The 26807-nt window shown below is 69.5% G+C and carries 23 protein-coding genes; 10 read left to right on the top strand and 13 right to left on the bottom strand.

Annotation, left to right across the window (positions count from 1 at the left end; translation table 11 throughout):
• The first annotated feature begins 108 nt into the window (after positions 1-108).
• Complete coding sequence (locus tag ACZ6WH_RS18875; protein WP_469729552.1) at positions 109-762, top strand: HD domain-containing protein; 654 nt, start codon at positions 109-111, stop codon at positions 760-762.
• Complete coding sequence (locus ACZ6WH_RS18870; RefSeq protein ID WP_469729551.1) at positions 750-1748, top strand: GlxA family transcriptional regulator; 999 nt, start codon at positions 750-752, stop codon at positions 1746-1748. The genes ACZ6WH_RS18875 and ACZ6WH_RS18870 overlap by 13 nt, the downstream gene beginning before the upstream one ends.
• A 79-nt stretch (positions 1749-1827) precedes the next feature.
• Here ACZ6WH_RS18870 and ACZ6WH_RS18865 read toward each other — a convergent pair whose 3' ends face one another.
• From ACZ6WH_RS18865 to ACZ6WH_RS18845, 5 genes are all read right to left on the bottom strand, one after another.
• Positions 1828-3030, bottom strand: coding sequence for an MFS transporter (locus tag ACZ6WH_RS18865; RefSeq protein WP_469729641.1), 1203 nt, complete (start codon positions 3028-3030; stop codon positions 1828-1830).
• Positions 3031-3134: 104 nt separating this feature from the next.
• The gene (locus tag ACZ6WH_RS18860; protein WP_469729550.1) at positions 3135-3740 is read right to left on the bottom strand and encodes a class I SAM-dependent methyltransferase; all 606 of its coding nucleotides are present in this window, start codon (positions 3738-3740) and stop codon (positions 3135-3137) included.
• Between the two features lie 128 nt (positions 3741-3868).
• Positions 3869-6097: a maltose alpha-D-glucosyltransferase gene (gene treS / locus ACZ6WH_RS18855; protein ID WP_469729549.1), complete on the bottom strand. Its 2229-nt coding sequence runs from the start codon at positions 6095-6097 to the stop codon at positions 3869-3871.
• Between the two features lie 1036 nt (positions 6098-7133).
• A complete protein-coding gene (locus ACZ6WH_RS18850) occupies positions 7134-7520 on the bottom strand; it encodes a hypothetical protein (protein ID WP_469729548.1) in 387 nt (128 codons plus the stop codon).
• 216 nt (positions 7521-7736) lie between these two features.
• On the bottom strand, positions 7737-8285 hold the full coding sequence (locus tag ACZ6WH_RS18845) for a TetR/AcrR family transcriptional regulator (RefSeq protein ID WP_469729547.1): 549 nt from the start codon (positions 8283-8285) through the stop codon (positions 7737-7739).
• Between the two features lie 113 nt (positions 8286-8398).
• Between ACZ6WH_RS18845 and ACZ6WH_RS18840 the strand changes: the two genes are divergently transcribed.
• The 3 genes from ACZ6WH_RS18840 (at position 8399) to ACZ6WH_RS18830 (ending at position 12610) form a co-directional block, all read left to right on the top strand.
• Entirely contained in the window at positions 8399-9643 is a 1245-nt protein-coding gene (locus ACZ6WH_RS18840; protein ID WP_469729546.1) for an MFS transporter, read from the top strand.
• A gap of 70 nt (positions 9644-9713) precedes the next feature.
• Positions 9714-10847 carry a serine hydrolase domain-containing protein gene (locus ACZ6WH_RS18835; protein WP_469729545.1) on the top strand — a complete coding sequence of 378 codons (1134 nt, stop codon included), beginning with the start codon at positions 9714-9716 and terminating at the stop codon, positions 10845-10847.
• Positions 10848-11029: 182 nt separating this feature from the next.
• Positions 11030-12610 (top strand): MFS transporter, encoded by a 1581-nt coding sequence (locus ACZ6WH_RS18830; protein ID WP_469729544.1) that lies wholly within the window; start codon positions 11030-11032, stop codon positions 12608-12610.
• Between the two features lie 140 nt (positions 12611-12750).
• Here ACZ6WH_RS18830 and ACZ6WH_RS18825 read toward each other — a convergent pair whose 3' ends face one another.
• A complete protein-coding gene (locus ACZ6WH_RS18825; RefSeq protein WP_432863599.1) occupies positions 12751-12957 on the bottom strand; it encodes an EF-hand domain-containing protein in 207 nt (68 codons plus the stop codon).
• Between the two features lie 185 nt (positions 12958-13142).
• Entirely contained in the window at positions 13143-14081 is a 939-nt protein-coding gene (locus ACZ6WH_RS18820) for an aldo/keto reductase (RefSeq protein WP_469729543.1), read from the bottom strand.
• A 92-nt stretch (positions 14082-14173) separates the two neighbouring features.
• Here ACZ6WH_RS18820 and ACZ6WH_RS18815 point away from each other — a divergent pair, with 92 nt between their 5' ends.
• Entirely contained in the window at positions 14174-14794 is a 621-nt protein-coding gene (locus ACZ6WH_RS18815) for a TetR/AcrR family transcriptional regulator (protein ID WP_469729542.1), read from the top strand.
• Between the two features lie 57 nt (positions 14795-14851).
• Here ACZ6WH_RS18815 and ACZ6WH_RS18810 read toward each other — a convergent pair whose 3' ends face one another.
• The 5 genes from ACZ6WH_RS18810 to ACZ6WH_RS18790 form a co-directional block, all read right to left on the bottom strand.
• On the bottom strand, positions 14852-17188 hold the full coding sequence (locus ACZ6WH_RS18810; RefSeq protein WP_469729541.1) for a M20/M25/M40 family metallo-hydrolase: 2337 nt from the start codon (positions 17186-17188) through the stop codon (positions 14852-14854).
• On the bottom strand, positions 17185-18021 hold the full coding sequence (locus ACZ6WH_RS18805) for an SDR family NAD(P)-dependent oxidoreductase (RefSeq protein WP_469729540.1): 837 nt from the start codon (positions 18019-18021) through the stop codon (positions 17185-17187). The genes ACZ6WH_RS18810 and ACZ6WH_RS18805 overlap by 4 nt, the downstream gene beginning before the upstream one ends.
• A complete protein-coding gene (locus ACZ6WH_RS18800) occupies positions 18021-19349 on the bottom strand; it encodes an MFS transporter (protein WP_469729539.1) in 1329 nt (442 codons plus the stop codon). Before ACZ6WH_RS18800 ends, ACZ6WH_RS18805 begins: the two co-directional genes overlap by 1 nt.
• Complete coding sequence (locus tag ACZ6WH_RS18795; RefSeq protein WP_469729538.1) at positions 19346-20302, bottom strand: polysaccharide deacetylase family protein; 957 nt, start codon at positions 20300-20302, stop codon at positions 19346-19348. Before ACZ6WH_RS18795 ends, ACZ6WH_RS18800 begins: the two co-directional genes overlap by 4 nt.
• Before the next feature lie 219 nt (positions 20303-20521).
• Positions 20522-21529: an Lrp/AsnC family transcriptional regulator gene (locus tag ACZ6WH_RS18790; RefSeq protein WP_469729537.1), complete on the bottom strand. Its 1008-nt coding sequence runs from the start codon at positions 21527-21529 to the stop codon at positions 20522-20524.
• A gap of 296 nt (positions 21530-21825) precedes the next feature.
• Between ACZ6WH_RS18790 and ACZ6WH_RS18785 the strand changes: the two genes are divergently transcribed.
• On the top strand, positions 21826-22134 hold the full coding sequence (locus ACZ6WH_RS18785) for an ArsR/SmtB family transcription factor (protein WP_469729536.1): 309 nt from the start codon (positions 21826-21828) through the stop codon (positions 22132-22134).
• A complete protein-coding gene (gene arsB / locus ACZ6WH_RS18780) occupies positions 22131-23237 on the top strand; it encodes an ACR3 family arsenite efflux transporter (RefSeq protein ID WP_469729535.1) in 1107 nt (368 codons plus the stop codon). Before ACZ6WH_RS18785 ends, arsB begins: the two co-directional genes overlap by 4 nt.
• Before the next feature lie 180 nt (positions 23238-23417).
• On the opposite strand, the gene ACZ6WH_RS18775 is transcribed toward arsB, so the two are convergent.
• Positions 23418-24161, bottom strand: a complete 744-nt coding sequence (locus tag ACZ6WH_RS18775) for a LamG-like jellyroll fold domain-containing protein (protein ID WP_469729534.1) — start codon at positions 24159-24161, stop codon at positions 23418-23420.
• A gap of 362 nt (positions 24162-24523) precedes the next feature.
• On the opposite strand from ACZ6WH_RS18775, the gene ACZ6WH_RS18770 reads away from it, so the two are divergent.
• Together ACZ6WH_RS18770 and ACZ6WH_RS18765 are read left to right on the top strand one after the other, a co-directional pair.
• The gene (locus ACZ6WH_RS18770; protein WP_469729533.1) at positions 24524-25405 is read left to right on the top strand and encodes a hypothetical protein; all 882 of its coding nucleotides are present in this window, start codon (positions 24524-24526) and stop codon (positions 25403-25405) included.
• Between the two features lie 5 nt (positions 25406-25410).
• Positions 25411-26724, top strand: coding sequence for a hypothetical protein (locus ACZ6WH_RS18765; protein WP_469729532.1), 1314 nt, complete (start codon positions 25411-25413; stop codon positions 26722-26724).
• The last annotated feature ends 83 nt before the right edge of the window (positions 26725-26807 follow it).

Genomic DNA, 26807 nt, shown 5'->3' with positions numbered 1-26807 from the left:
GCGGTCGCACCGCCGTGTCGAGAAGACTCGACCCTGCCGGAGAGCCGGCAGACCCGAGCAGAACCTGGCGCGGGCGGGCCGAACGATGAGGAAGACGGGTGAGTGGTCATGACGACGAACGCTGACGCGGACAGCACGGCCGAGGTGCGCGTGCCGGACACCAAGTTGGCACGGGAAGCGACCCAACTGGTCCGCGAGAGCACCAGCGAACTGATCTACCACCACTCACGACGGGTGTACTTCTTCGGCAGCCTCCAGGGCCGCAACCGCGACCTGAGCTTCGACCCCGAGCTGCTGTACATCGGCGCGATGTTCCACGACCTGGGGCTCAACGAGCGGTTTCACACCAGCGGACGCCGTTTCGAGGTCGACGGTGCCGACGAGGCGCGCCGCTTCCTGCAGGCGCACGGAGTACCGGAGGACAGCGTGCGCCGGGTGTGGACGGCCATCGCCCTGCACACCACCCCCGGCATCCCCGAGTTCATGGAGCCGGAAGTCGCCCTGGTCACGGCCGGTGTGGAGTACGACGTCCTGGGCATCGGCTACCCGGACATCCCCACCGCGGAGCGCGAGAGGATCGTGGCACTGCACCCTCGCCCCGACTTCAAAAAGCGCATCCTCGGCGCGTTCACCGACGGCATCCGCCACAAGCCCGAGACGACCTTCGGCAACGTCAAAGCCGATGTGCTCCAGCACTACGTGCCCGGCTTCGAGCGCGGCGACTTCGTACGCACCATCCTGGACTCCCCGTGGGCGGAGTAGCGCCCGTCGCACCGGGCACGGCCCGGGTCGTCGTCATCGTGGCCTTCGACCAGGTCCAGCTGCTCGATGTCAGCGGACCACTGGAGGTCCTCGCCACCGCCAATCGCTACGGCGCCCGCTATGACGTGCACGTGGTGTCCCCTGCCGGGCTCGACGTACCCACTTCCTGCGGGCTGCGGATCGGGGTGACCACGCGCACCGAGCAGCTTCCCCACAACGTGCACACGGTGCTGGTGCCCGGGCGCAGAGACTGGCGGCGCGCCACCGCCGACGACGCACTGATGTCACTCGTCAGCACTCTCGCCGCGCGGGCACGGCGGGTGGCGTCGGTCTGTGCCGGCGCGCTTCTGCTGGCTCAGGCCGGGCTCCTGGACGGACGGCGCGCCGCCACCCACTGGGAGCTGGCACCGCAGCTGGCGGCCGCCTTCCCGCGCGTACGGGTGGCGGCGGACCCGGTGTTCGTACGCGACGGCCACGTCGTCACCTCCGCCGGGGTCACCGCGGGGATCGACCTGGCCCTCGCCCTGGTCGAGGAGGATTACGGAGCGGACATCGCGCGGGAGGCGGCGCGCCAGTTGGTGGTCTTCATGGCCCGGCCGGGCGGGCAGTCCCAGTTCAGCATCCGAATGACGCCACAGCGGACGAAGCATCCCCTGGTACGCCGGGTGATGGACGAGATCACCGCGGGTCCCTCGCTCCCACGCGGCATCGACGCGCTCGCAGCGGAGCTGGACATCAGCGGTCGGCACCTGTCCCGCCTGTTCCGCCAGGAGACGGGCATGACACCTGGGCAGTACGTCGACGCCGTCCGCGTGGAGGCCGCCCAGGCCCTGCTGTCCTCCGGCACCGCCTCGGTGGAGGAGGTCGCGCAGCAGGCCGGCTTCGGCTCATCGGAAACCATGCGCCGGGTGTTCCAGCACACCCTCGGCGTCTCCCCCACCGTCTACCGGGCTCGCTTCCGCACCACCACCGCTCCCCCGGCTTGACCCACCGCCGCTTCCTTGCACTTGTACCGCTGCGCAGGGCGAACCGGAGCGTCCAGCGTCCTCCGCACCGCTCCCCTGATTACCCGACCGAGCGCCTGGTGGCGAACCCGATCGCGGCGGCGACGGCGGCCAGGGCGGCGACGCTGGCGAGAGCGGTCGGCAGGGAGAGCCAGTCGGCTATGAAGCCGATCGCGGGAGGGCCGAGGAGCATGCCGCCGTAGCCGAAGGTGGACGCGATCGCGACACCGCTGGGGCCGGCGACGGCACCGGCGCGTTCCACGGCTATGGGAAAGAGGTTGGCCAGCCCGAGGCCGGTGACGGCGAAACCGAGGAGCGCGGCCCACACCGACGGTGCGAAACACCCGAGCAGCATGCCGGCCGTGGCGGTGCAGCCGCCGGCAACGATGGTGCGGGTACGGCCCAGCCGTTCGATGAGGGTGGTCCCCGTCAGCCGCCCGATCGTCATCGCCAGCGCGAAGCACGAGTAGCCGGCCGCCGCGACACCCGGGGAAGCAGCCAGGTCCTGCTGGAAGTGCAACGCGCCCCAGTCGGCCATGGCGCCCTCGCCGTATGCCGTGCACAGGGCGACCAGCCCCAGGACGGCGACCACGCCACGGGTGCGGGCGTTCAGGCCTCGCGCTTCGCGCTCGGCGGCGGGCGGCGCCTTCGGGCAGCCTCGGTCCGCCGGTGCCGGGCGCTCGTGCCGGAGCAGCGTACGACCGCAGACAGCGGTGACCAGCAGGCCGATCGCTGTCAGGCACAGCAGGTGGTGGGCCGGGGTCAGATATCCGGCCACGGTTCCGCCGAGACCGGCCCCCACCATGCCGCCGAGGCTGAAGGCCGCGTGGAACGTGGGCATGACCGGCCGCTGCAGAGCGGCGACCAGATCGACCGCCGCGCTGTTGAAGGCGACATTGATGCCTCCGTAGGCGGCACCGAAGATCATCAGGACAGCGCCCAGTGCCGGGGCGGAGTGGGTCAGCGGCGGCAGGGCGACGCTGAGCGAGAGCAGCACGGCGCAGACGACGGTGACCAGGTGACTGCCGTAACGGCGGCACAGGCGTCCGGTGAGGGTCATCGTCACGACAGCACCTGCCGAGACACCGAGGAGGGCCAGGCCGAGCGCTCCGGTGGAGGCATGGGTCTGGTGCTTGATGTCGGGGATGCGCACCACCCATCCGGCGAAGACAAAGCCGTCGAGGGCGAAGAAAGCGGTGACGGCGACGCGAAGACGCGTGAGCGCGTTGTCCCGCACAGCGGTACGCAGGTGCATTTTGTTCATCAGGGGCACAAATTCAGGCTAGGAGGGCGCTCCCAGCAAGACAAGAGGCACCCTCCTGCTCCCCGTCCTTACCGTCGCTCAGGGCCGCACACGCCGAGCAGTCCTCACCGGCGGTGGACGCTGACGGCATAGCCGCCGCCCTCGTAAGGGTCAGCGTCCCAGGTGGCGAAGCGGTCAACGAGGGTGAGACCGGCTGCGGCGCAGCAGTCGTCGTACTCCGACAGCGTGATGCTGGGCGGCACCGGCAGGTGGGCCGCGTCCAAGCCGAAGCCGGCAACCATCAGACCGCCCGGCCCCAGGGCCGCGGCCAGGCGCTTGACCACCGTGGCCTCGGTGCCTGGAGCGAGCAACGGGAAGATGTTGCCCGCAGCGACGACGAGGTCGAAGTCCGCCGCGATGCCGAGCCGGTCCGGCTCGAACCCGGCCAGGTCGGCTTGGAACCAGGGCAGGTCCGGCGCCTGTTCCCGCGCTACCGCCAGCATCGACCCGTCGAGATCCACGCCGACACAGTCGTAGCCGAGTTCCGCCAGTCGGATCATGACCCGGCCGGTACCGCATCCGGCGTCCAGTACCCGCGCTCCGGCAGGCACGAGAGCCGCACAGAACCGCGCCTCACCGTGCACGTCCTTCCCACTGCGGGCCAGCGCCGCGAACCGTGCGGCGTAGTCATTTCCGGACGTCTCCCCGGTCAGCTCATCCCAACGGCTCATGAGATCAACAATAGATCCACTGCGAGACAAACGGAGCCGAGGTGGCGTACGGCTTCACCACTACAAGTAGCCGGTGTGACCGGACCCTGGGGTCGGCTCACACCGGCACTGTTACCGCGGTTGCGCCTTCATGGCACCGGCGGCAGGAAGACGAGACAGAGTCCGTCGTAACCGGCGACTTGAATGTCGACCGAGCGCAGGTCGTTGACCACGTTGACGTCCTTGCCCGTCAGGGCGTCATGGGCCGTCCAGCCCGGCTCGAAGTACTCCGAGGCCACGGAGCCGGCGGCCGGTTCGGACCCGAAGTTGAGTACGGTCGCCTGGATCCTCCCGGCCTCGTCCAGACGGTGCACCATGACGAGCAGCGCGGGGTGCACCACCGACGGGATCTCGATCTGATCGGCCGTGGAAACGCCTGTCTCCTCCCGCACCCGCAGCAGGTGTTTGAGGCGTGCGGCGAAGGAATCGGAGTCGGCGAGTTGCGCGGGGAGGCTGCCGTAGAGGCTGCGGGCCTTGGGCATGCCCGAACCGGATGCGGTTGCTTCGGGCCGGTAACCCATCAGATCGTAGGCGCCCCGGTGGATCCATCGGGTGTCGCCGGTCGCGAGCAGGGGCGCGACGGCCTCCCGGTCCAGGGTGAGCAGGCCGCACAGGTCCCAGCCGGAGAGCGCGAAGACGCCGGGCTGCAGGGCATTGAACATCGCCAGCAGCAGGTGTGCGCGCTTGATGCCCTCCACGTCTTCCTGAGTGAGGCGGTCGAGCGTCGTGTGCCCGAGAGCAGCCGCGATGACGCTGACCGTCGTGGAGGCGATGCCATTGGTGGTGAAGACCGCGTTGTACGGAGCATCGGGCCCGACCAGTTTCTGCACCAGCTCGCCGCGCACGTGCTCGGCGAGCTGATCGCCTGTCACCTCGACACCGTGATAGGCGAACAGCTCGTCCTTCGACGTGGTGAAGTGCACCAGTTCGTAGGTGAGTTCGTCGTGGTTCTGCAGTGCGTGGACGAGGCCGGCGGCCGCCACCCCCTTCTCCAGGGAAAGGTTCAGCGTCAGGCGCAGGAACTCGGTGTCCCCGGTGGCCAGCGCGTGGTGGTAGGCCGGACGGTTGACGAAGTCGTACGAGAGGTCCGCGCCCGCCTCAGAGGTGACCTTGATGTCGTCGATCGTCAGGTTGAGCTCCTGGAAGGTGAAGCCGCCCAGCTTGCGCACCATGCTGGCGATCAGCTGATTGGCGGCCTCCGACAGCGGGTGCCCTTCCGACCAGGCCGGCAGACCCTCGGCGCTCTTCTCCACGCCCAGGAAGCCGTTGGCGTCCAGGCGGAGTGCGCCGGAGCCCAGGTCGCCGAGGGAGTGAAGGGCGTCCCCGATGACGAGCCTTATACCGGCGAAGGTGGGGTCGAGCCAGTTGATGGAGGGCTGCCCCTCCTTGAAGTAGTGCAGGTAGACCCAGCGCCGGCTGACGCCGTCCGGCCCGATGACCGCGCGCGTGGCGCTCCAGTTGGTGTCCTTCACGCCGGGGTCGTGGAAGATGACCCGCTGGAGGCGGCCGATGATGTAGCCCGCCTTCTCCAGCGCCTCCTCGGCCTCGACGTCGAGGTTGACCGAGTCGCGTTCCGGCGGCACTTCGGGCAGCAGGTACCAGTCCTCGGGCTCGATCTGGACCATGTGGTAGATGCCCGGGTAGTCGTCGACGTTCATCTCGGCCAGCCGGAAGTCCGGGCCCTTGCCGGTGTGCCCCGGCACGATGTCGTCGATGACCGTGCCGCCCTGTTCCGCCGCGGCCTCGCACATCCGCCGGAAGTCGTCCTCCGTGCCGAACGCCTCGTCGATGGCCGTACTGATGCGGTCGAAGTGCCCGTCGACGGTGGGCGTGGCGTCCCATCCCGAGATGCCGCCGGCCCGCTTCACCGGACCGGTGTGGACGGCCCGCACACCGAGGTCGGAGAAGGCACGCCACAGCTCGGGGTCGGCCAGGGTGCCCAGGAAGCTGTCGCCGGGGCGGGTGATGAAGGAGATGGGGTACGCCGTGAACCACACCGGGGCGGCTTCGACGGCTGCCTTGGGATTGGGCCGTGCGAAGGGGTTCTGCCACATGATGCCCTGGCCGGTGAGCTGTACGGACAGGTCTCTGGCGTCCTGCAGCATGGAGTGCCGGCGCAGCCAGGCCACGTATTCGGGGTTGGTACCGACCGGGTCCTGCCGGCGTTCGGGAGGCTGCGGCTGTTGCTGCTGCCGCAGCCGCGCGCGCGGCCGCAGCGACCGGGGCCGTGCCGGGTAGAACTGCTCCGAGTAGGTGATCTCTGTCGGTTCGTGCCGGGTCTCGTGCGGATCGCCGGCCGTCGCCTGCTCGTCGGTCATTGACACCTTCTTTCTGCCGCTCAGCTCGTTTGCATGCGTTTCCGACCTGCGGATATGAGGGGGTCGGACGAGGTGGACGACCCGCGCAGCAGCGATCGCCGCGCAAGCTGCACGTGTCGTCGAGCGCATGCCGGCGGCAGGGGGCACGTGAGCGACCGGTTCACGAGACCTTCTTGTGGAGAGATGAGGGACTGGCGGGCGGGTGCCGTTGCCCGTTGCTCAGCGGGCAGGGCGAGCTGACGCTCTGCCGCGTCGAGAACGGCGACGATGTTGCGGGCGTAGGCCGCGTCGAGCGGATGAGCTCGTCCGTCGCGACCGGCCACTGCTTCCTGAGACTGGCCCACCGCTCGGTGGCAGGCTTCCCGCAACATGCCGGTCGGCAGTTTCAGGGATTCGCGGCCCGCCGGGCCCCAGACGGTGATGACCGGCTGTCGGGCCCTGCTCGGGTGCGGTGACAGTCAGGGTCATTGAACTGACGGGTCCACCGGTATGTTCATTGCCCATATGTACCGTATCGCGCATTCCTCGTACTGCAGCGACTCGTTCCTCCTGGAACAGGAAGGTCATGAAGCCGAGGCTGGTGGCGCCGTCGCACCCCCAGAATCCGATGAGGTCCGCATCAGGGCGTTCGGCCGGCACCGTGCCGTGAGACCACCGGGCCCAGCAGCCGGTACCGCGGACGGCGGACCGGGGCGGGGAGCCGGGCGGCTGCCACCCTACGGCCGGGGCCGTGGCCGGCGCCTGGTCGGGACCCGTCATGGTGTTCTCCCGTGGAACGTTCGGGGGGAGAGCCTACGGTACGTCAGGAGGTTCGCGGAAAACCGAGGTTGAGGCTGCATGAGCTCGGATCGAGCCAACTGAGGTGATGGCCTTGCCGCGGGTGAGGCAGCTGACTTCCTCCTCCAGCAAGCGTGAGCGTCGCGGTCATGCCTGGAGATGACCCGAACGGCCACCGTGCGGGCGCGGGCGCGGGTGGGGCCCGGCTGTGCCGTCGGACCCCACCCGCTTACGGACGCGGCGTCAGATCATGCGCCGGTCAGGAGCCGCCGACGTAGTCGTGCTGCCAGCTGGTGGCCTTGAAGCGGTGCTTGTCGCCGGGCTTGAAGGCGAACTTCACCTTCTTGCCCTTCGAGCACGACGGCTTGGACTGGTCGGTGTCCTTGAGCCGGCCGTTCTTGTACCACCACACGACGGCCTTGTAGCAGCCGGAACTGGTGTTTTTCCTGATCCAGCCCGAGGCGCCCTTGCTGTTGAGCTTGTTGAACTTGACCGTGGCGATCCTGTCCTTGGCGTCCACGGTCCGGTGCTGCGCCGGCGCAGCCGGCGTTTCGGCAGTGGTGGCGGCGGTGGCCGTCCCGGCAGGACCGAGCAGCATGATTCCCACCGAGGCCACACCGACGGCGGCCTTGGTCCGTGCGTACATCTGTCGCTCTCCTTGCTGCGCCGTTTTCCCCCGGGACGGCGCCTTCCCCGGTTGCTGCATGGAGCGCTCCAGCCACGACCGTAAGGGTGAACACTGCTGATCCCGCAATGCTTTCCGTCAACGTCATCACTTCGGCACAACAGGTGCCTTTCGTTCCGCCGGCACCCCTGACTGCGGGATCGCCCCTGGTGCCCACCTGGAGCGTCGCGTACCGCGTCACCCCGTGATGGCCGCCACCACGACCGCGATGTCCTTACGGCTCGTGGGCTCCTCGTCCACAGAGTTATGGATGATGAGCCCCTCGATCAGGGCGTCCAGCGCGCGGGCCGTCCGGGCGTCGAAGTGGCGGCTGAGCGCGGCACGGCTCGCCTGCATCCAGGACCGCATCACCGACCGCAGCTCGGGGTTGCGGGAAGCGAAGGCGTAGAGCTCATAACTGAGGAGCAGCTCTCTCTCGCTGCCCACCTGCTGCCCGCAAATGATCTCCACGACGGCTTCCCGCGCCTCCTGCGGCGTACGGGCACGTTCGAGCAACGCCCCGTACCGCGAGGACTCGGACTCGGCAAGCCGCGTGAACGCCTCACCGAGCAGCTGCTGCAGGGAGTCGAAGTAATACGTCACCGAGCCCAGCGGCACCGCCGCGGCCTGCGCGACGCTCCGGTACGTCACGCTGACGACGCCGCGCTCCGCGACCAGCTCCAAGGCCGCGTCGATGATCCGGTCCCTACGACCGGGATCATTGGGGCCACGCGAGGACCCTGTCATACCACTGTGCTCCTTCCGGCCACCCACACATCAATGTACATTCGTACACACTTCTTCGAGACTCTCGAACTTTGAACACGGCCCCGCCTCCTCGCCTTCACGGAGCTGTCGCTATGGACCTCGCCACTCGCCGATGGCGCCGATCCCTCTTCCTCTTCTTCTTCCTGACCGGCCTGTCGATCTCCTCCTGGGTGACGCGCACTCCTGACATCCGCGACCGGCTGGGAGCGTCGACCGCCGAGATGGGCATCATCCTCTTCGGCCTCTCAGCGGGCTCGATGGTCGGGATTCTGTCCTCCGGCCCACTCGTGAGCAGGTTCGGTACCAGGCCCGTCATCGGCGTCGGCAACTTTCTCATCGTCGTCAGCGTGTCGCTCATCGGCTGCGGCAGCCTGGCCTCCTGGGCACCCGCCGTGTTCGTGGGACTGTTCATCTTCGGTGCGGGCATGGGCTCGGCCGAGATCGCGACCAACGTGGACGGGGTCGAGATCGAGCGGACCACAGGCACCACCGCGATGACGACCCTGCACGGTTGCTTCAGTCTCGGCACCGTCGTCGGCGCGGTGTGCGGCATTGCCGCCACCACGCAGCAACTGCCCACGTACTGGCATCTCCTGGCGGTCACCGGCCTTTCCCTCGCGATGTTCCTGTACGCCCTCAGGGCCGTCCCCTCGGGCACCGGGGTACGCACGCGCACGACCACAACGCACGAGGAATCGGCCGTGGCCGCGCCGAAGGTGTGGCGGGACCCCCGTCTGGTCCTGATCGGAGTGATCGTGCTGGCGATGGCGCTGGCGGAAGGCGCCGCGAACGACTGGCTGCCGCTGCTCATGGTGGACGGTCACGGACTCGACGCCGCACAGGGCTCACTGGTGTACGCCGGCTTCGCCGCGGCGATGACCACCGGGCGCTTTTGCGGCAGCTTCTTCCTCGACCGCTTCGGACGGGCCATGGTGGTCCGGGCGGGCGCGGTGTCAGGCGCTGTCGGCGTCGCCCTGGTGATCTTCGCCGACAACGCCCTGCTCGCCGGCGCCGCCGTGCTCTTCTGGGGACTGGGCGCCAGCCTCGGCTTCCCTGTCGCCCTGTCGGCCGCCGGCGACTCCGGCCCCAACTCCACGGCACGCGTGAGCCTGGTGGCCACCATTGGGTACGTCGCGTTCCTCGTCGGGCCCCCGAGCCTCGGGTTCCTAGGTGAACACTACGGACTGCGCACGGCCATGATCGTCGTACTCGCCTGCGTCACCCTGGCGATCTTCATCGCCCCGGCAGCCGGCGGTCGCGCCTTCTCCACACAGGCCGGCGGATCGGTCCGTGAAGCGACGACGTGCTCGGAGCGTCCGTCCCAGCATCGGAGGTGAACGGGGAATAGCGGCCCGGACCGGCCGGTTACCGGAAGCGCAAGATCGATACGGCAGTTCGGGAGGGGTCATGGCAGTTCACGGCACGGTGGTCACCGGTTTCGAGGGAGTACGGGAGGAGTTCGCCACCTTCCTCGCGGGCGAGGAGCACGCGCCGGGCGCGCAGCTGGTGGTGCTCCGGGACGGCGAACGAGTGGTGGACCTGTGGTCGGACGGAGTGACCGGGGAGTCGCTGCTCGGCGTGTTCTCGTCCACCAAGGGCGCGGCGTACCTGGTGACCGCGCTTCTGGTCCAGGAGGGTGTCCTGGACCTGGACCGCACCGTGGCCTCGTACTGGCCGGACTTCGCCGCCGAGGGCAAGGACGGGATCACCCTGCGCGACCTGCTCGCGCACCGGGCCGGAGTGATCGGCCTCGATGCCGGCTTCACCCCGGAGGAGCTGGCCGACGACCGGGCGATCGCGGCACGCCTGGCCGGGCAGCGCCCGTTATGGCAGCCGGGGAAGTTCTTCGGCTACCACGCGTTCGTGATAGGCGCGCTGATCGGCGAGGTGGTGTTCCGGGCCACCGGGCGCACCCTGCAGGAGTGGTACGAGGAGCGGATTCGCGCCCCGTACGGCCTCGGCCTGTGGCTGGGCCTCCCAGCGGCCGAGGAGTCGCGTTTCCTCACCACCCTGCCGATGCTGCCGACGCCGGAGCAGGCGGCCGAGATCGAGGCCGCCGCGCACAGCCCGTACAGCCTGGGCGGCATCGCCTTCAACGAGCACGCGCCGGGCAACCGCGAGCTGTACGACTTCCCGAACTCCCGCACCGTCCGCGCGAACGGCCAGGCGTCGGCGGGCGGCATCGGCACCGCACGCGGCCTGGCCGGCATGTACGCGGCGGCCGCGTTCGGCCTGGACGGCCGAGGTCCGCTCCTGAAGCCGGACACGGCCGCCGAGTTCGCCCGGATCCACTCCGAGGGCAAGGACCTGGTGAGCGGCGAACCGCAGGCGTTCGGCCTGGGCTTCCAGACCTACGGCCCCGACTTCCCCTCCGTCGGCGCCGGCACCTTCGGCCACAGCGGCGCCGCGGGCTCCCTCGCCCTCGCCGACCCGCGGCAGGGCTTCGCCTACGCGTACACCCGCCGCCGGTTCGCCTTCCCGGGCGGCGCGGCCCCCGAGAACGAGCGCCTGCTGTGGTCGGTGGTCCGGGCGCTCGGATGACGAAGGCGGGGCGCGGCCCCGTTGGGGCCGGCCGCGCAGAGACCGGGGCAGCGGCGTTGACCGGGATGTTCGTGTCGAGGTGGCCCGTGCAGGGCCCTGCCTCGCGTGGAGTCCGGAGCCTGTGACCGGACGCCACGGCGTCGTGCCCCTCTCTCGCGCCCGCCGGGGTGCATGCTCGCCCTATGAGCGACCTCTCCGCACCCGGCACAGTACGGATGGCCACCGCCCAGGGCCGCTGGGTCCTGCTCGCGGCCGTCCTCGGCTCGGGCATGGCAATGCTCGACAGTACCGTCGTCAACGTCGCCCTGCCCCGCATCGGTACCGACCTGAACGCCTCACTGGCGACCCTCCAGTGGACCGTCAACGCCTACCTGCTCACCCTGGCCGCCCTGCTCCTGCTCGGCGGCGCGCTCGGCGACCGCTACGGCCGGCGCCGGATCTTCCTCATCGGCATGGTGTGGTTCGCCGCCTCCTCACTGCTGTGCGGACTGGCACCCAACGCCGCGGTGCTCCTCACCGCGCGCGCTCTCCAGGGCGTCGGCGGCGCCCTGCTCACCCCTGGCTCGCTCGCCCTCATCCAGGCCGTCTTCCACCCCGACGAGCGGTCCCGTGCGGTCGGCGCCTGGTCCGGCCTGGGCGGCGTGGCCACCGCGGCCGGCCCCTTCCTCGGCGGCTGGCTCGTGGACGGCCCCGGCTGGCGATGGGTGTTCTTCCTCAACGTGCCCGTGGCGGCAGTGTGCGTACCCCTCGCCGCCCGCCACGTGCCCGAGACCCGGGACCCCACCGCGCACGGCCGGTTCGACTTCAGAGGCGCCGTGCTCGGCGCACTCGCGCTGGGTTCGGTGACCTACGCCCTGATTGCCGCACCCGGCCGGGGCACGGCACCCGACGTACTGCTCGCCGCGATCGCCGGCGTGCTGCTCGCCGTGGCCTTCCTCCTCGTCGAACGCAGGGCCCCCGATCCCATGCTGCCCCCTTGGCTCTTCGGGCTGCGGCAGTTCACCGCGGTCAACGCGGTCACTGTGTGCGTGTACGCGGCCTTCGGCGGGTTCTTCTTCCTCACCGTGGTGTATCTGCAGGTGGGCGCGGGGTATTCCGCGTTCGTCGCAGGGACCGCTCTGCTGCCCACCACCGTGTTGATGCTGCTGCTCTCCGCCCGCTCCGGCGAACTGGCCCAGCGCATCGGGCCCCGCATCCCGCTCACGCTCGGCCCGCTGGTGTGCGCCACCGGGATGCTTCTGATGACACGGGCGGGCACCGACGCCTCGTACCGCACCGAAGTCCTGCCCGCCGTGACCGTTCTGGGCCTTGGCATGGTCCTCCTGGTCGCACCGCTCACCGCCACCGTGCTGGCCTCCGTCGACGTCACACGCGCGGGACTGGCCAGCGGAGTCAACAACGCGGCGGCACGCGCGTCCGGCCTGCTCGCCGTTGCGGCCCTGCCCCTGCTGGCCGGCATGGGACCGGAGGCCTACCGCTCGGCCACCGCGTTCGCGGCCGGCTACCGGCGGTCCCTCTTCCTCTGCGCGGCCCTCCTCGTCATCGGCGCGGCCCTCGCCTGGTTCACCCTGCGTTCCCGCGACCAGGACCGCGCCAGGGAGGAGACGGCACGGACGGCCCGGAAGAGCCAAGCACAGGAACAGGAGAGCAACGTCCAGGAACAGCACTGCCGCCCTCAGTGCACCTACCACTGCGGCGTATCGGCACCGCCCCTCGACCCCGGCACCCCCCGATCGGCCCCACCACGTACGAGCGACGACTGACTTCCCCGGCTGCCCGGGGTCATCGAGTACGCGCCCATGGCCCGTAGGTGAGCCTACGTGCACGTACTCCGGGCCCCTGTGGACCCGGAGTACGTGCACGGCGTCATCAGGCGCTCTCCGTTTCTCCACGGAGAGGACGCTCAGAGGCCCATGGAGGCCCGGAACTCCTCGAACGAGACCTTGCGGTCACCGTCGGTGTCGATGGCGTCGATGAGTGCCTGCGCGGCCTCGTCGGTGACGCCCTGCTCGCCGAGGTCCTCGACGACCTTCCGGTACTCCTCTGCGGTCAGCTGACCGTCACCGTCGAGGTCGTAACGCTCGAAGACCTTCTGCGCTGCGGCTGTCATGTCCACCACGTGGGCGCCTTTCTCTCGCTGTTCCAAGACCGGGCCCACCCTAGTAGGCGTGGTCAGGTGCGTTCTCCGGTGGTGCGTCCGGATGATCGCCTGTCCCGGTCGAGTGCGACGGCTGAGCAGCCGGCCGTTTTCCGGCCGATGCGTGGCGAGCGGTGGGCGCCGCAGGAAGCCGGCTGTCAGACGACGATGTCGCCGGGCCGTGGCGGGACGGCGGCCAGGGCGGCGAGAGTTTCCTCGTCGAGTGTGATGGCGCCGACGGCGACGTTGGCTTCAAGGTGTTCGGCGTTGGCGGTACCGGGGATGAGCAGCACGTTCGGGGCGTGGTGGAGCAGCCAGGCCAGTGCGACCTGGGCAGGTGTGACGCCGAGGGCACGCGCGGCGGTGATGACGGCGGGCTCGTCGGTCACTTTCGGCATGCCCGCGAAGGCGCTGCCGAGGGGGAAGTAGGGAACCCAGGCGATGCCTTCCTCGACGCACAGGCGGAGCATGTCCTCGTCGTCGCGGGCCACGAGGCTGTAGGCGTTCTGGACGCATGCGATGCCCGCCGGCAGGGCGGCGCGCAGGACGTCCAGGGAGACGCTGCTGAGGCCGATCGCGCCGATCTTGCCTTCGTCGCGCAGGGCGGTCATCACGGCGAGCTGGTCGTCGAGGGGTACGACCTGGTCCCCTTCGGCGCGCAGGCCGGGGCCGGTGTCCGTACGGCGGAGGTTGACCAGGGGGATCTGTTCCATCCCCAGCGTCGCCAGGTTGTCCTCGACGGCGGCGCGCAGCTGCTCGGGGCGCTGGGCGAGGCGGAGGGGAAGCGGGCCCTCGGTGTCGGGCTCGGCGCCGACCTTGCTCACCACTATGACGTCGTCCTCCGGCCGGACGGCTTCGCGGATCACCTCGTTCACGAAGCCGTGGCCGTAGAACTGTGCGGTGTCGATGTGGTCGATGCCGAGTTCGACGCAGCGGCGCAGTATCGCGACCGCTGCCTTGCGGTCGTTGCGCAGGCGCTCCAGCTGCATCGCGCCGAAGCCGATCCGGGAGACGGTACGGCCTGCGAGGTCCCCGGGGCCGCCGGCGCGCCGCGCGCCGGTCGCGGTGACGGGAAGAGATCGGGCGGGGGAAGCCATGGGCTGTCTCCTTCGCGTGGGATCATAGGCGAAACGGAGTCACTCCGTTTCGCTCACCGCTTCACCGTACCACTAACCGGAGGTCCTCCGTTTTGCCTGAGACCGAGCCCCCGAGCAGCGGCAGCAGCGCGTCGGCGCCCGGCCGGCCGGCGCGCGCCGACGCGCGGCGCAACCGCGACAAGCTCCTCGCCGCAGCCCGTGACGCCTTCGCCGCAACGCCGGACGCCGTTCCACTGGACGCCGTCGCCCGCGCGGCCGGCGTCGGGATCGGCACGCTCTACCGGCACTTCCCCACCCGCGAGGCACTCGTGGAGGCCGTGTACGCCGCGGAACTCGACAAGGTCGTCGCCGGCGCACCGCCACTCCTCGACGAGCTGGAGCCCGCGGCCGCACTGCGCGCATGGCTGACGCAATACGCGGCGTTCTTCAAAATAAAGCGCGGCATGTCCGACACACTGCGTGCCGGCTGGGCATCGGGCACCATCGCCACACCCGCGACCCGGGAACGCATCACCGCCACCATCGCCATGATCCTGAGCCGCGGCGCAGAGGCCGGTTCGCTGCGCTCGGACGTCGACCCGGAGGACGTCACGATCATGCTCCTCGGCGTCTTCCTCTCCACCACGGCGACCGACTCGACGGAGCGGACCGACCAACTCCTCGACCTGATCGTCGACGCACTCCGCCCGCTGGATCAGACGACGCTCGCTTGATCACCGGCACCAAGGTCGACGTACACCGGCGGGGTCAGCCTGTAGCGACCTCCGTCCTCACCGGCCGGCCAGCGCGACGAGGACGGTGGCGGCCAGCGCCGCTCGCGCGAGCATGCCGGATACGTACGTGCTCTCCGAACGGGCGTGCGCGCCATGGCCGACCGCGCCGATGCCGTCGAGTACCGGTACACCGGCGGCGGCGAGGAAGTTGCCGTCGCTCGCTCCGCCGACCGAGGCCTCGGGCAGGTCGTACCCGAGCAGTCGTGCGCAGGCCTTCGCCAGGTGCGCGAGTGCGGCGACTTGCTCACTTCGTTCGAAAACGGGGCGGTTCCAGTCCCCCGTGATCTGCAATTGGGTGCGGGGGTCAACGGGTTGGAGGTCGGCGAGCGCCTGCGTGATGCGCTGCTGTTCGGTGGCGGATGCCACGCGCACGTCGAGGTGAGCGGTGGCTCTGCCCGCCGTCACATTGCTGCGTGTGCCGCCCTCGATCACCCCGACGTTGAGGGAGGTGCCGGCCTCGTGGTCGCGCAGGTGCGTCAAGTGCAGGATCTGGTGGGCGAGTTCATCTACGGCGCTGGCTCCGGCGGTGGGGTCCAGCCCGGCGTGGGCCTCGGTGCCGGTGACGGTGAGGGCGAACAGGCCGACGCCTTTGCGGGCGGTCTTGATGGCGCCGTCGGCTGCGCCTTCGAAGACCATGGCGAGCCGGGCACCGCGGGCTTCCGACACGATCGCCTCGTGCGAAGCGAGACTTCCGGTCTCCTCGTCGCCGTTGAGAATGAGGGTGAGGGCCGGGCGGGGCAGGTCGAGGGCGTCGAGCGCGCACAGCGCCCATACGGCCTGGACGAGGCCGGCCTTCATGTCGAAGACGCCGGGCCCGGTGAGGAGGTCGCCCTCCCGGCGGAAGGGCCAGGTGTCCAGGGTGCCGGTCGGCCACACGGTGTCGTAGTGCCCCACCAGCACGACGGTCCGGTCATCGGCCGCGGTCGCCCCGCGCGCCGGATAGCGGCGTATCAGGATGTCTCCGGCCTCGTCACGCGGGAGGATCTCCTCCGTCTCCGGTACGCCCAGACGCCGGTCCAGCCAGTCGCGCAGCCAAGCGAGACAGGTGTCCAAGGCGTCCAGGTCGTCGCTGGCACTGCCTTGCGCGGTGTACGCCGCGAGGTCGGCGACCAGGTCTTCGCGGTGGTGCTCCAGCCAGCCCTGCACTGCCACGGCTCGGTCACTGTCGGCCAGGCGGTCGGCAGCCGACTGTGTGGCGAGCCTGTCGAGTGCGGCGATCCGGTCCTCGGTCATCTTCTGGGGTGCGCCTTCGAGTTCGTGCAGTCCGTCCATGACGGCCTGCAGCAGGGTCGTGGGCAGGCCCTCGTGTGCGGCGTGCGCGATGATGCCGGTGTAGTGCGTGGTGACTTCGACGGGCCGGTGGCGTACGGCCAGGTCGCGCCAGATGCCGCTGCGGTCCTTGGTCTGGGTGCGCAGCCAGGCGGTGAGGCGGTCGAAGGCGGCGTCGCGTGCCGCGGCGTCACTTGTCTGCCGGAAGGGGTGGGGGTCGAAGGCGTCGAACGGCTCCAGTTCGACGCCGCGTTGGTCGGCCACGGCGAAGATCTCCCCCGTCAGCCCGGCCATGGCCGGACGGTGGCGGTCGATGAGGTCCGCCATGGGTGCGTCGGCGAGCGCTGTGGCCGCGAGCATGGCGCCGAATCCGGCCTTGGCCCACAGGTAGCCCTCGACGTTGTCGCTGGCCTGGGCAGGGCCCCAGCTCTGCAGGTCGGCGACCAGCTCACGGACGCGGTCGCTGACGGGCGCGCCGTTGGGTTCGCCGATGACCAGGGCTCCGGCGCCACCGTCCTGGATCACGCCCGGTTCGATGACGTCGGCGAAGATGTTGACGAAGGCGGCGATGGTGCGGTGGGCGCCGATGCGGCGGGCGATCAGGTCCTCGTTGAAGCCGTTCTGTACGGAGACGACGTACCCGTTCGGAGCCAGGCGAGGGGCGATCCAGTCGATGGCACTCTGGGTGGCCTGCGCCTTCACGGCCAGGAGGACACGCTCCAGGGGACGGGTGAGCTCCTCCGATCCGGCGACCGTCTCCGATCCGGCAACCTTCTCCGCCCCGGCGACCGTCTCCGGTCCGGTGAACTCCTCTGGCGTGGCGGCAGTGACCGGGATGCTGGTTCGGCCCTCGCCCCGGGCGAGTACGAGTCCGTGCGTACGTATGGCGTCGATGTGGGTGCCGTCGGTGTCGACGACGGTGACCGGGTGGCCCGCGCGGGCGAGGGCGAACGCGAGGGTGCCGCCGATCGCTCCCGCACCGACGATGGTGTAGGCGGCGCGTTCACGACTGCGGGCCACTTGTTCGACATTGCCGGCGGCTCGTTCAGGGCTGTGGTCGCTCATCGGGCGTGTTCCTCGTGTTCCTCTGTCGTGGTGGCGGCCGCAACGGGCTCGGCGGCCGCGGTGGCGCGGGCGTCGTGGGACTGCCAGATGCGGGGCAGGTGAAGGGCTCCCGCGCTCGACCCGCCGTCGACACGGAGGATCTCTCCGGTGATCCAGGAGGAATCGGGTCCCGCCAGCCAGCACACGGCTCGCGCGATGTCCTGCGGCGTACCGGGACGGCCGAGCGGGTTGGCGCTGATGGCGTTGGCGTACTCGGCGGAGACCGGGTTGCAGTCGCTGTCGACCAGGACGAAGCCGGGGCTGACCGCGTTGACGCGAATGGCATGGCTGCCCAGTTCCAGTGCGGCGGCCCGGGTGGCCATGTCCAGGGCCGCCTTGGAGCTGGCGTACGGTCCGCCGCCCGGCCGTGAGCGCAGGGCCGCGCCGGACGAGATGTTGATGACGGAACCGGGCCGGCCCGCCGATATGGCGAGGCGGGCGAAGGCGGCGGTCGCCAGCACGGGAGCGCGGAGGTTGACCGCGAACAGCCGGTCCCAGGCAGCTGCGTCGACGTCGGCCATGTCCAGGGAGGGGTAGCGGCCCGCGGCGTTGACCAGGACGTCCACCGGGCCGTGAGCGGCCCAGGCCTGTTCGACCAGGGCGGCGGGGGCGTCGGGGTCGGTCAGGTCCGCCACCCGGGCCGCCGTGCTCGCGCCGAAGCGGGAGGCCGTGGCGTGGAGTGCGTCGTGGTCGCGGTCGGCGAGCGTCAGGGAAGCACCCCGTACGGCGAATTCCTCGGCAATCGCGCTGCCGATGCCGCCCGCAGCGCCGGTGATGAGTACGTGCGGCGGCATCAGTGGAATTCCTTGTCCTTGGTCTCGGGCATCGTGAGATAGACGACGAGGGAGATCAGCGCGGCGGCGGCCACGTAGATCCACAACATGTCGCTGTGCCCGCTCTCGTGCAGCCACGTGGTGATGTAGGGGGCCGTTCCGCCGAAGACGGCGACGGCGAGCGCGTAGGGCAGGGCGATGCCGGTGGCGCGCACTTCCGCCGGGAACTGCTCGGCCATGATGACGGCGCAGTTGGCGGAGTAGCCGAGGATCATCAGCATGCCCACGAGCTGGACCAGGAAGAGGCTGAGGAAGCTGTTGTGGAGCAGGTGCAACAGCGGCCAGGCCAGGACGACGAAGCCGCCGGCGAATCCGGCCATCGTCGGCTTGCGCCCGATGCGGTCCGAGAGCAGTCCGGCGAACGGAAGCGCGATCACAAAGATGATCAGGCACAGGGTCTGCGAGAGCAGGGCCGTCTTCAGCGGGATACCGGTGGTCACATTCGCGTACGTGGGAAGGTAGTTGACCCAGATGTAGTAGGTGAGGGTGCCCGCGATCGTGATGCCGACGACGCGGAGGGTGGCTGCCGGGTGCTCGACGAACATGGCCTTGACGGGGTTGGTACGGGTGCGGCCGCTCCCCTGGGCCTGCGTGAAGGACTCGGTGTCCTCGACGGAGATCCGCAGCCACAGGCCCACCAGCCCCAGCAGTCCTCCGAAGATGAACGCCACGCGCCAGCCCCAGGAGTGCAGCGTTTCGTCGCTCAGCACCGAGGTGGTGAGGGTGCCCAGGAGCGAGGCGATCAGGACGCCGCCGGCGACCGAGACCTGCTGCCAGGACCCGGCGAAGGCGCGGCGGCCCCGGGCCGCGGATTCGACGAGGAAGGCGGAGGACGAGCCGAATTCGCCACCGGCGGAGAAGCCCTGCACAAGGCGGGCGATGAGCAGCAGCAGCGGCGAGAGCACGCCGATGGCCTCGTAGGACGGGGTGATGGCGATGATGAATCCGGCGCCCGCCATGAGGGCGACGGTGAGTGTCATGCCCTTCTTGCGGCCATGGCGGTCCGCGTAGGCGCCGAGTACCGCGGCACCGACCGGGCGCATGACGAACCCGACCGCGAACACCGCGAGGGTCGACAGCAGTGCGACGGCGCCGTTTCCCTTGGGGAAGAACTCATCAGCGATGATCTTCGCGAAGATCGAGTAGAGCGCCCAGTCCACCCACTCGACGGTGTTGCCGATGGTGCCCGCGACGATGGCCTTGCGCTGGGCGCCACTCAGTTTCCCGGTAGGTACGCCGCCGCTGTTCTCTCTTCGGGAACCGGCGGGCACGACAGATCCGGTGTTCATGGCGTGTGCTCCGGGGCGTCGGGGGCGGGACGGGAAGGGGTGGAGCTGTGCAGCATGCCGCGGGCGGCGTCGGCCAGTTGGGCGTGGGTGGCGAACCAGACGTCGCGGTGTGCGGTGATGTGGTCGAGCAGTTCCCGCAGCACCACCAGGCGTGAGCGGTGGCCGATGACATGTGGGTGCAGCGTGAGCTGGAAGACGCCGCCGTCACGGTAGGCGGCGTCGAACTCGTCCCGCCAGATCTCCCCGACGTCACGGGGCCGGCTGTAGGGGCGGGCGGATCCGTAGCGGTCCATGGTGAAGTACGGCGCGTCGTCCCGGATCCAGTCGACGGGGATCTCGACCAGTCCGGTGGGCCGCCCGCCGGCGACGATCTCGTACGGCTCGTCGTCGGCCATGAGCGAGGAGTCGTAGGCGAATCCGAGTTCGAGCATGATGTCGAGGGTGGATTCCGAGAAGTCCCAGGAGGGGGTCCGGATCCCGACCGGGCGCTGCCCGGTCAGCGTCGTGAGGGTGTCCAGGGCGCGTGCGGTCAGCTCCCGCTCATCGTTGTGGTCCAGGAGCATGTTCCGCTCGTGGATCCACCCGTGGACGGCCAGTTCGTGCCCGTCCCGGGTGTAGGCGCGGGCTTCCTCCGGGTGGAGGAGCGCCGAGACGGCCGGCATGAAGAACGTCGCGGGTACTCCGTAGTGCGCCAGCAGCCGCAGGATCCGCGGGGCGCCGGCGCGCGCACCGTACTCGCCCTGGGCCAGCCGGCCGGGGCTGGTCTCGCCGTCGCGCAGGGGGATCGTCTCGTGGTCGGAGTCGAAGGAGAGGGCGACTGCGACGCGAGCACCATCGGGCCAGCTGTCGGGAAGCAGACACCGGCCGGCGCGTACGGCATCGACGTGACCGCGCCATGTGCTCTCGGACCAGCGCCAGCTCTCTGCGGGCAGGCTGAAGCCTTCTGGGGGCATGATGACTCCACGGTGTTGATACGGGAGGGGTAGAGGGCCGGAGAGAAACGGGTGATTCGGCCGCTGCGGGCGGCAGCGACGTGTCGTGCGGAACCGGCGGGGCCGGCGGAGCCGGCGGCTCAGGTGGTCGGCCGGATGGTCAGGTGGTCACTCGCATGGTCGGGTCGTCACTCGCGTCGTCAGGTGGCCACTCCCATGGTCAGGTGGCCACTCGCACGGTCAGGTGGTGCGGTCCATCCGGTGCCACGAGTACTTCATCGTGACGAGGTGCAGCGTCACGTCGGAGGCGATGAGGCCGGGCAACGTCCCGATGACGTCGCTGGTGTAGTGCAAGAGGTCGGCACGCCGAGGCAGCACCATGTGCCCGGCGAGGTTGAAGCGCCCGGTCGCCGCTCCCAGGAATTTCGTTCCCGGGTGCCTGGCGAGTTGCCTGCCCGCGACATCCAGCTGGTCGGGCTTGATGGAGAGCCACACCATGAACTCCGCGTCGTAGCCGAGGAGGGATGGTTCGACGAGCGTGCGGAACTGGAGGATGCCGCGGGAGATGAGCCGGTCGAGAGCGCGCGCGACACTGGACTCGGCACGGTCCAGGCGCCGGGCCAGCACGCTGATCTGTGTCCGGCCGTCCTCCCTCAGCGCTGTGATGATTTCCTGCTCCAGCGGGGTGAGCGCTTGTGGCGCGCGGTCCCGGTCGGTGCGGTCGCAGGAGGCCGAAGACGAGGCCGGTCTCAGATCGGCGGCTGCCGCGGGGGGAAGCAGCCCGGTGTCCCACATCGCCGCCGAGGTGAACGCCCGGATGACGGGGACCGCCTCGGTGCTGGTGATGAGGTCCGCCGCGGGCAGATCGGTGAAGAGCATCCGCATCATCTCCTCGTTGTCGCGGGCGACGAAGTCGACGATGAGATCGGCCGACCCGGTGACGACGGCCACGAAGCGGACGTCGGGGCTCGCGGCGAAGCGGTCCGCGACCTCCAGTCCGCGCCCCGGGCGGGCCTGTACCCGGACCAGCATGGAGGAGCCCTCCCGTGTCCGGTCCAGTTCCAGGGTGCCGATGACTCGTAGCAGCCCTCGCTCACGCAGGGCCGTGTAGCGGCGCTGGGCGGTGGTCTCGCTGGCACCCACCCAACGCGCTACCGCGCTCCACGGGGCACGACCGTTGAGCTGGAGGGCTGCGATGACGCGGCGGTCCAGCTCGTCGATGGAGTCCGCGAGGGCTTCCTGGGGCATGCGCTGAAGCTAACCAGCGGCTTTCCGCCAGTCAATGGCGGAATCCTGCATCAATGCTGGTCAACGCGCTGATATCCGGCATCGCGAACTCCGGACGGAAGCAAAAGCGCAGATCCGGCCCGCTCAGGCGGGTGCACGCGGCATGAAGGATTTCCCCACGACTGCCGCAGGAAAACTCCACCGGCCGGCCCACAAGGGGTGTCAGCCCGGACTGGCGCCAGCCGGGACTGGTGCCAGCCGGGACTGGTGCCAGCCGAGACTGGCGTCAGTCCGGAATGATGTGAAAGCATCAGCCCATGATGACGTCAGTCGACACTGACCTGATCCGGGTACTGGCCGACCCGCTCAGGCTCCAGATCGTGAACCTGCTCGCCAAAGAGACTCTGTGCACCACCCACCTGGTGGAGGAGACCGGTGCCCGGCAGACCAACCTCTCCAACCATCTGAGGGTGCTGCGCGAGGCAGGGGTCGTGGACACCGAGCCGTGCGGACGCTTCACCTACTACCGGCTCCGTCCGGACGTCATCGCCCGTCTCGCCGGCCGGCTCGCCGAGCTGGCCGAGACCGCCCGTTCCACCGCCGATAACAAGAGGGCCTGTCCTTGAGCCGCACCGACGCCCCCACGACGCCCACGACACCCACAACGGCCGAGGACTCCTCGGTCGTCGCCAAGCTGTCCACCCTCGACCGGTTCCTCGCCGTCTGGATCCTCACCGCGATGGCCATCGGCCTCGGGCTCGGCCGGCTCGTCCCCGGCCTGAACGACGCCCTGGCGAAGGTCGAGATCGGCGGCATCTCCCTGCCGATCGCGCTGGGCCTGCTGGTCATGATGTACCCGGTCCTCGCCAAGGTCCGCTACGACAGGCTGGACGCGGTCACCGGCGACAAGCGACTGATGGCCTCCTCACTGGTCATCAACTGGATCCTCGGCCCCGCGGTGATGTTCGCGCTGGCCTGGATCTTCCTGCCGGACCTGCCCGAGTACCGCACCGGTCTGATCATCGTCGGGCTCGCCCGCTGCATCGCCATGGTCATCATCTGGAACGACCTGGCCTGCGGCGACCGCGAGGCCGCCGCCGTCCTCGTCGCGCTGAATTCCGTCTTCCAGGTCATCGCCTTCGGCCTGCTGGGCTGGTTCTACCTCGACCTGCTGCCCCAGTGGCTGGGCCTGGGCGACGGGCAGGGCCTGGACGTCCCCGTCTGGCACATCGCCCTGAACGTCATCGTCTTCCTCGGCGTCCCGCTGCTCGCCGGCTTCCTCACCCGCCGTATCGGCGAGAACAAGCTCGGCCGCGAGAAGTACGAGTCCCACTTCCTGCCGAAGATCGGGCCATGGGCACTGTACGGCCTGCTCTTCACGATCGTCGTGCTCTTCGCCCTGCAGGGGAAGACCATCACTTCGCAGCCGCTGGACGTGGTCCGGATCGCGCTGCCGCTGCTGGTGTACTTCGCGCTGATGTGGTTCGGCACGTTCGCCCTCGGCAAGGGGATCGGTCTGCGCTACGACCGCACCGCGACCCTCGCCTTCACCGCGGCGGGCAACAACTTCGAGCTGGCCATCGCGGTGGCCATCGCCACCTTCGGCGTCACCTCCGGCCAAGCCCTCTCCGGCGTCGTCGGCCCCCTCATCGAGGTCCCGGTCCTGGTCGCCCTGGTCTACGTCTCCCTGGCCTGGCGCAAGAAGTTCGCAGCCGCACACGAGAGTTGATGACGCAAGCCGTCCGGCAGCCCTCTCATCCGGGCGCCCTGAGCCGCACGAACCGCTGGCGGGGCCTGCTGCCGGCGCTACGGGAGGACTCCTTGTACGGCTGACGGGAGGTTGCGGGCGGTGCTCGGCGGCCTGGGTGATGGCTGCCCCGCAGTGAACTGCCCGCCCCGCCTCCCCTGTTCAGGTGGTCATCGCGTTGTAGTGCGCGGCGATGCGGTCGCCCGGGAGTTCGTACGAGTAGACCGCCACCTTGCCGATGCCACCGGGGAAGAAGGAGCGGAGACCCGCGGTGGCGATGCGCAGGGGGGACGTGGTGTTCGCGGGCTCGATCTTGAGCTTGGCGAGGGAGTCCTGGTCCCTCCGGTCGCCGTTCTTGTAGATCTTGGTGTATCCCATGGGGTACGGCGCATCGCGCACGACGGTGTTGATGACCAGCACGTAGTGGATCCACTCCCCCACCTGCACCGGGTCCTGGAAGTAGGAGCCCACGCCCTCCCCGCCTCCACGGTTGAAGGCATAGCCGGAGATGCGGTTGGCACGGTCCTCCGTGTTGTCCAGGGAGTACATGCGAGCGGCCCACTCCACGTTGTTGCCACCGCCGTAGGTGATCTTTCCCAGCCAGTGGACGTAACCACTGCTCTCCACGTTCGGCGGGGTGAGATCGTCCGGGCGCATCCAGGCCTCGATGGTGAGGATGCCGGTGGTGGGTACGGACAGCGAGTCGTCGTCGGGCACCTCGACGTACTCCGCCGGCGTGCCGTCGAAGACCGAGGCGGTGTCCCCGTTGGGGAGGGGGCCGGTACCCGGGGTTCCGTGGTACGCGGCGGTGAGGTGACCCGCCAGGGATGTTTCCTTTTCCCGGCCGCCCAGCGGGAGATAGAGGACGGGGGTGTCGGAGAGGACGATGTCGTCATAGGCGCTCATGAGCACGTCCTTGGAAGAGCGCTGACATTCCGGAAGTCACGGCCGGGAGCCGTGGCGCCGCTGTGAACAGCGGTGATGGCACAGACAGCTTGCCTGCGCACCTCCATGGTCGTACGAGGACTGTTCTTCGTCAGGCGCCGCTTTCGGCCAACTCCTCGATTGCTGGGCCGTGTGCAGTCGCGGACCGACGCCGACGGCGCACCGGCGGCGACGAGCATCGTTGGGTGTCCCTGGCAGTCACCTCAGGGAGAACCCTGAACCGGGCCCTGGCGCCCTTTCTCCCTGTGCCGCGTACGTTCGCGGCACCGCCGGCTTCTGGCTGGTCGACGGCTGATGCACGAGGGCCGAAGGAGTCGATGAGCATGTCACAGTACGGGCTCATGCCGAGCGAAAGTGATGGCTACGAAACTGAGTTCGCCACCGAGATGCAGAACCCCGGTGAATTCGAACTTCAAGGCGCTGAGGCCGAGTTCGGCATCGCGTCCGAGCAGTGGGAAATCCCGCAGGAGGGCAGTGAGCCCGCTGAGAGCAGCCTGCCGTCCATGGAGAGCCCGCTCGGCGAGACGGACGAGGTCCAGCTGGCCGCGGAGCTGATGGAGGTGACGACCGAGGCCGAACTCGAGCAGTTCCTCGGGAAGCTTTTCAAGAACGTGTCACGTGGGGTGGGCGGCTTTCTGCGGTCCCCCGTAGGGCGCTCGCTGGGCGGCATCTTCAAGAACGTGGCGAAGGCCGCACTCCCCATCGCCGGCAGGGCATTGGGGTCGTTCGTCGCACCGGGCGTCGGCACGCTCATCGGCGGCAAGCTGGGTTCGATGGCGAGCAACCTCTTCGAGGTGGACACAGAAGGCGCCGACCGCGAGGAGCAGGAGTTCGAGATCGCCCGCCGCTTCGTACGGCTGGCAGCCACCGCAGCGGGCAACGCCGCACTCGATCCCCGACGGGTCGCGCCCCAGATGCTGGCGCGGGACGCCGTCCTGTCGGCCGCCCGCCGTTATGCTCCCGGCCTGGCCCGGAGCTTCCGTGCCTTCGCGGCCCCGGCCGCCTGGTACTGGCCGGCGCCGGTGCCCACCTGCTCCTGTGGGCATGGCCAAGCCGGCTACTCGCCCCAGAGCGCGGGCCAGGAGATGCCGGTGAGCGAAGCGACCAGCCCGGATGGGATGGTCGCCGACGGTCAGGCAGCTGCCCGGGCACGGTCCGGTCGCTGGATACGCCAGGGGCGCAAGATCGTCATCCTGGGGGCCTGAGCACCATGGAGGCGTACGCGGACGCGGGCTCGTATCTGTCGGGAGAGGCGCGTGCCCTGCTGGCCCGGCTCGACCGGGTGCGTCCCTTCACGTTGTACGAGACGATGGTGCCCGCCGCCGCCCTGTCGCCGGCCGCCCAGACAGCCATCGAGCACTTCCTGGCCCGAGGCCAGGCGGATCTCCGACGCCGGGTCCAGGCATTTCTCGCCTGGCTCGACAGTACGGGCCGGGCGGCACCGCCCGGAGTGGCACAGCGCCGCTTCGTTGCGCTGCGCGGTGCTTTCCATGACGTCCTGGGCCAGTTCGATCTGTTCCAGGAAGTCATCACCCAGCGCAGCGAACGGGAGACCGGTGTCTGGCTCTCCGGGCTGGACGTCGCCGCGGCTGAAGCGCTCACCGTGCCGGGTACGGCCCTCGACACGCCGGTGCCGGTCGCCTGTTACCTGGACCGGGGGCCGGGTGGCGCGATCCGCCGGATCAACACCCGCGTACCCGGCCGCGCCCGCAGCCCCCTCGCACTGATCAGAATCCCCCGCGAACGCATGATCGGCCATGGGATAGGAGCTTCCCTCCTGCACGAGGTCGGTCATCAGGTGGCGGCGTTGCTCGATCTCGTCGGTTCGCTGCGCGCCGCACTGTACGTCGCGGAGCGCCGGTGCCGGGACGCGGCTTCCCGCACCGCCTTCGCATACTGGGGCCGTACGGTCTCGGAGATCGTGGCCGACTTCTTCGCGGTGGGAAAGCTCGGGATCGCCGCAACGCTCGGGCTGATGTCGGTCGTGAGTCTTCCCCGGCGTTTTGTCTTCGTTCCCGTACCGGGTGACCCCCACCCGTTCCCGTACATCCGGGTGAGACTGAGTTGCGCCATGGGTGACGCACTGCATCCACACCCGCAGTGGCGCAGGCTCAGCAATCTGTGGGGGACGCTCTATCCCCTGCCTCAGGTGCCCGATGAGCTGCGCATTCTCGTTCGGGCCCTGGAGAGCTCGATGCCGCGCTTCGTCGATCTGCTGCTGCGGCACCGCCCGCCCTCATTGAGCGGCGCGCGGCTGGCCGAGCTGGTCCCGCAGTCCGCGCGTACGCCACAGCTCCTTGCGGCCAGGTACCGGAGTTGGGTCCTGGAGCCGTTGTTGATGCGCGCCGCACCACCGTCCGTCGTCTTCGCGGTGCTGGGCCAGGCCAGGAGCACCGCACTGATCACCCCTGAGGAGGAGAGCCGCCTCCTGGGTGACCTGATCACGCATTGGGCGCTGTCCAGCACCCTCGGTACTGCCACGAGGTGTGCGGCGCTGCCCGGCAAGGCATTCAGCGAGAGTTGAGGGGGCCGGTCATGCCCGTAACCATCGAACCTTCTTCTGCAACCGTCGAGCAAGGCGGACGCATCGAGTTCATCACGAAGGAG

The organism is Streptomyces sp. NPDC050806 (assembly GCF_055586425.1).
The sequence above is the reverse complement of the archived record's forward strand: the minus strand, read 5'-3'. Positions and strand labels throughout refer to the sequence as shown.

Excerpts from the sequence above, each read along its gene's own strand:
- ACZ6WH_RS18875 (WP_469729552.1), top strand. The coding sequence starts at position 109 with ATGACGACGAACGCTGACGCGGACAGCACGGCCGAGGTGCGCGTGCCG.
- ACZ6WH_RS18865 (WP_469729641.1), bottom strand. The coding sequence starts at position 3,030 with ATGAACAAAATGCACCTGCGTACCGCTGTGCGGGACAACGCGCTCACG.
- ACZ6WH_RS18860 (WP_469729550.1), bottom strand. The coding sequence starts at position 3,740 with ATGAGCCGTTGGGATGAGCTGACCGGGGAGACGTCCGGAAATGACTAC.
- treS (WP_469729549.1), bottom strand. The coding sequence starts at position 6,097 with ATGACCGACGAGCAGGCGACGGCCGGCGATCCGCACGAGACCCGGCAC.
- ACZ6WH_RS18850 (WP_469729548.1), bottom strand. The coding sequence starts at position 7,520 with ATGTACGCACGGACCAAGGCCGCCGTCGGTGTGGCCTCGGTGGGAATC.
- ACZ6WH_RS18845 (WP_469729547.1), bottom strand. The coding sequence starts at position 8,285 with ATGACAGGGTCCTCGCGTGGCCCCAATGATCCCGGTCGTAGGGACCGG.
- ACZ6WH_RS18840 (WP_469729546.1), top strand. The coding sequence starts at position 8,399 with ATGGACCTCGCCACTCGCCGATGGCGCCGATCCCTCTTCCTCTTCTTC.
- ACZ6WH_RS18835 (WP_469729545.1), top strand. The coding sequence starts at position 9,714 with ATGGCAGTTCACGGCACGGTGGTCACCGGTTTCGAGGGAGTACGGGAG.
- ACZ6WH_RS18830 (WP_469729544.1), top strand. The coding sequence starts at position 11,030 with ATGAGCGACCTCTCCGCACCCGGCACAGTACGGATGGCCACCGCCCAG.
- ACZ6WH_RS18825 (WP_432863599.1), bottom strand. The coding sequence starts at position 12,957 with ATGACAGCCGCAGCGCAGAAGGTCTTCGAGCGTTACGACCTCGACGGT.
- ACZ6WH_RS18820 (WP_469729543.1), bottom strand. The coding sequence starts at position 14,081 with ATGGCTTCCCCCGCCCGATCTCTTCCCGTCACCGCGACCGGCGCGCGG.
- ACZ6WH_RS18810 (WP_469729541.1), bottom strand. The coding sequence starts at position 17,188 with ATGAGCGACCACAGCCCTGAACGAGCCGCCGGCAATGTCGAACAAGTG.
- ACZ6WH_RS18805 (WP_469729540.1), bottom strand. The coding sequence starts at position 18,021 with ATGCCGCCGCACGTACTCATCACCGGCGCTGCGGGCGGCATCGGCAGC.
- ACZ6WH_RS18800 (WP_469729539.1), bottom strand. The coding sequence starts at position 19,349 with ATGAACACCGGATCTGTCGTGCCCGCCGGTTCCCGAAGAGAGAACAGC.
- ACZ6WH_RS18795 (WP_469729538.1), bottom strand. The coding sequence starts at position 20,302 with ATGCCCCCAGAAGGCTTCAGCCTGCCCGCAGAGAGCTGGCGCTGGTCC.
- ACZ6WH_RS18790 (WP_469729537.1), bottom strand. The coding sequence starts at position 21,529 with ATGCCCCAGGAAGCCCTCGCGGACTCCATCGACGAGCTGGACCGCCGC.
- ACZ6WH_RS18785 (WP_469729536.1), top strand. The coding sequence starts at position 21,826 with ATGATGACGTCAGTCGACACTGACCTGATCCGGGTACTGGCCGACCCG.
- ACZ6WH_RS18775 (WP_469729534.1), bottom strand. The coding sequence starts at position 24,161 with ATGAGCGCCTATGACGACATCGTCCTCTCCGACACCCCCGTCCTCTAT.
- ACZ6WH_RS18770 (WP_469729533.1), top strand. The coding sequence starts at position 24,524 with ATGTCACAGTACGGGCTCATGCCGAGCGAAAGTGATGGCTACGAAACT.
- ACZ6WH_RS18765 (WP_469729532.1), top strand. The coding sequence starts at position 25,411 with ATGGAGGCGTACGCGGACGCGGGCTCGTATCTGTCGGGAGAGGCGCGT.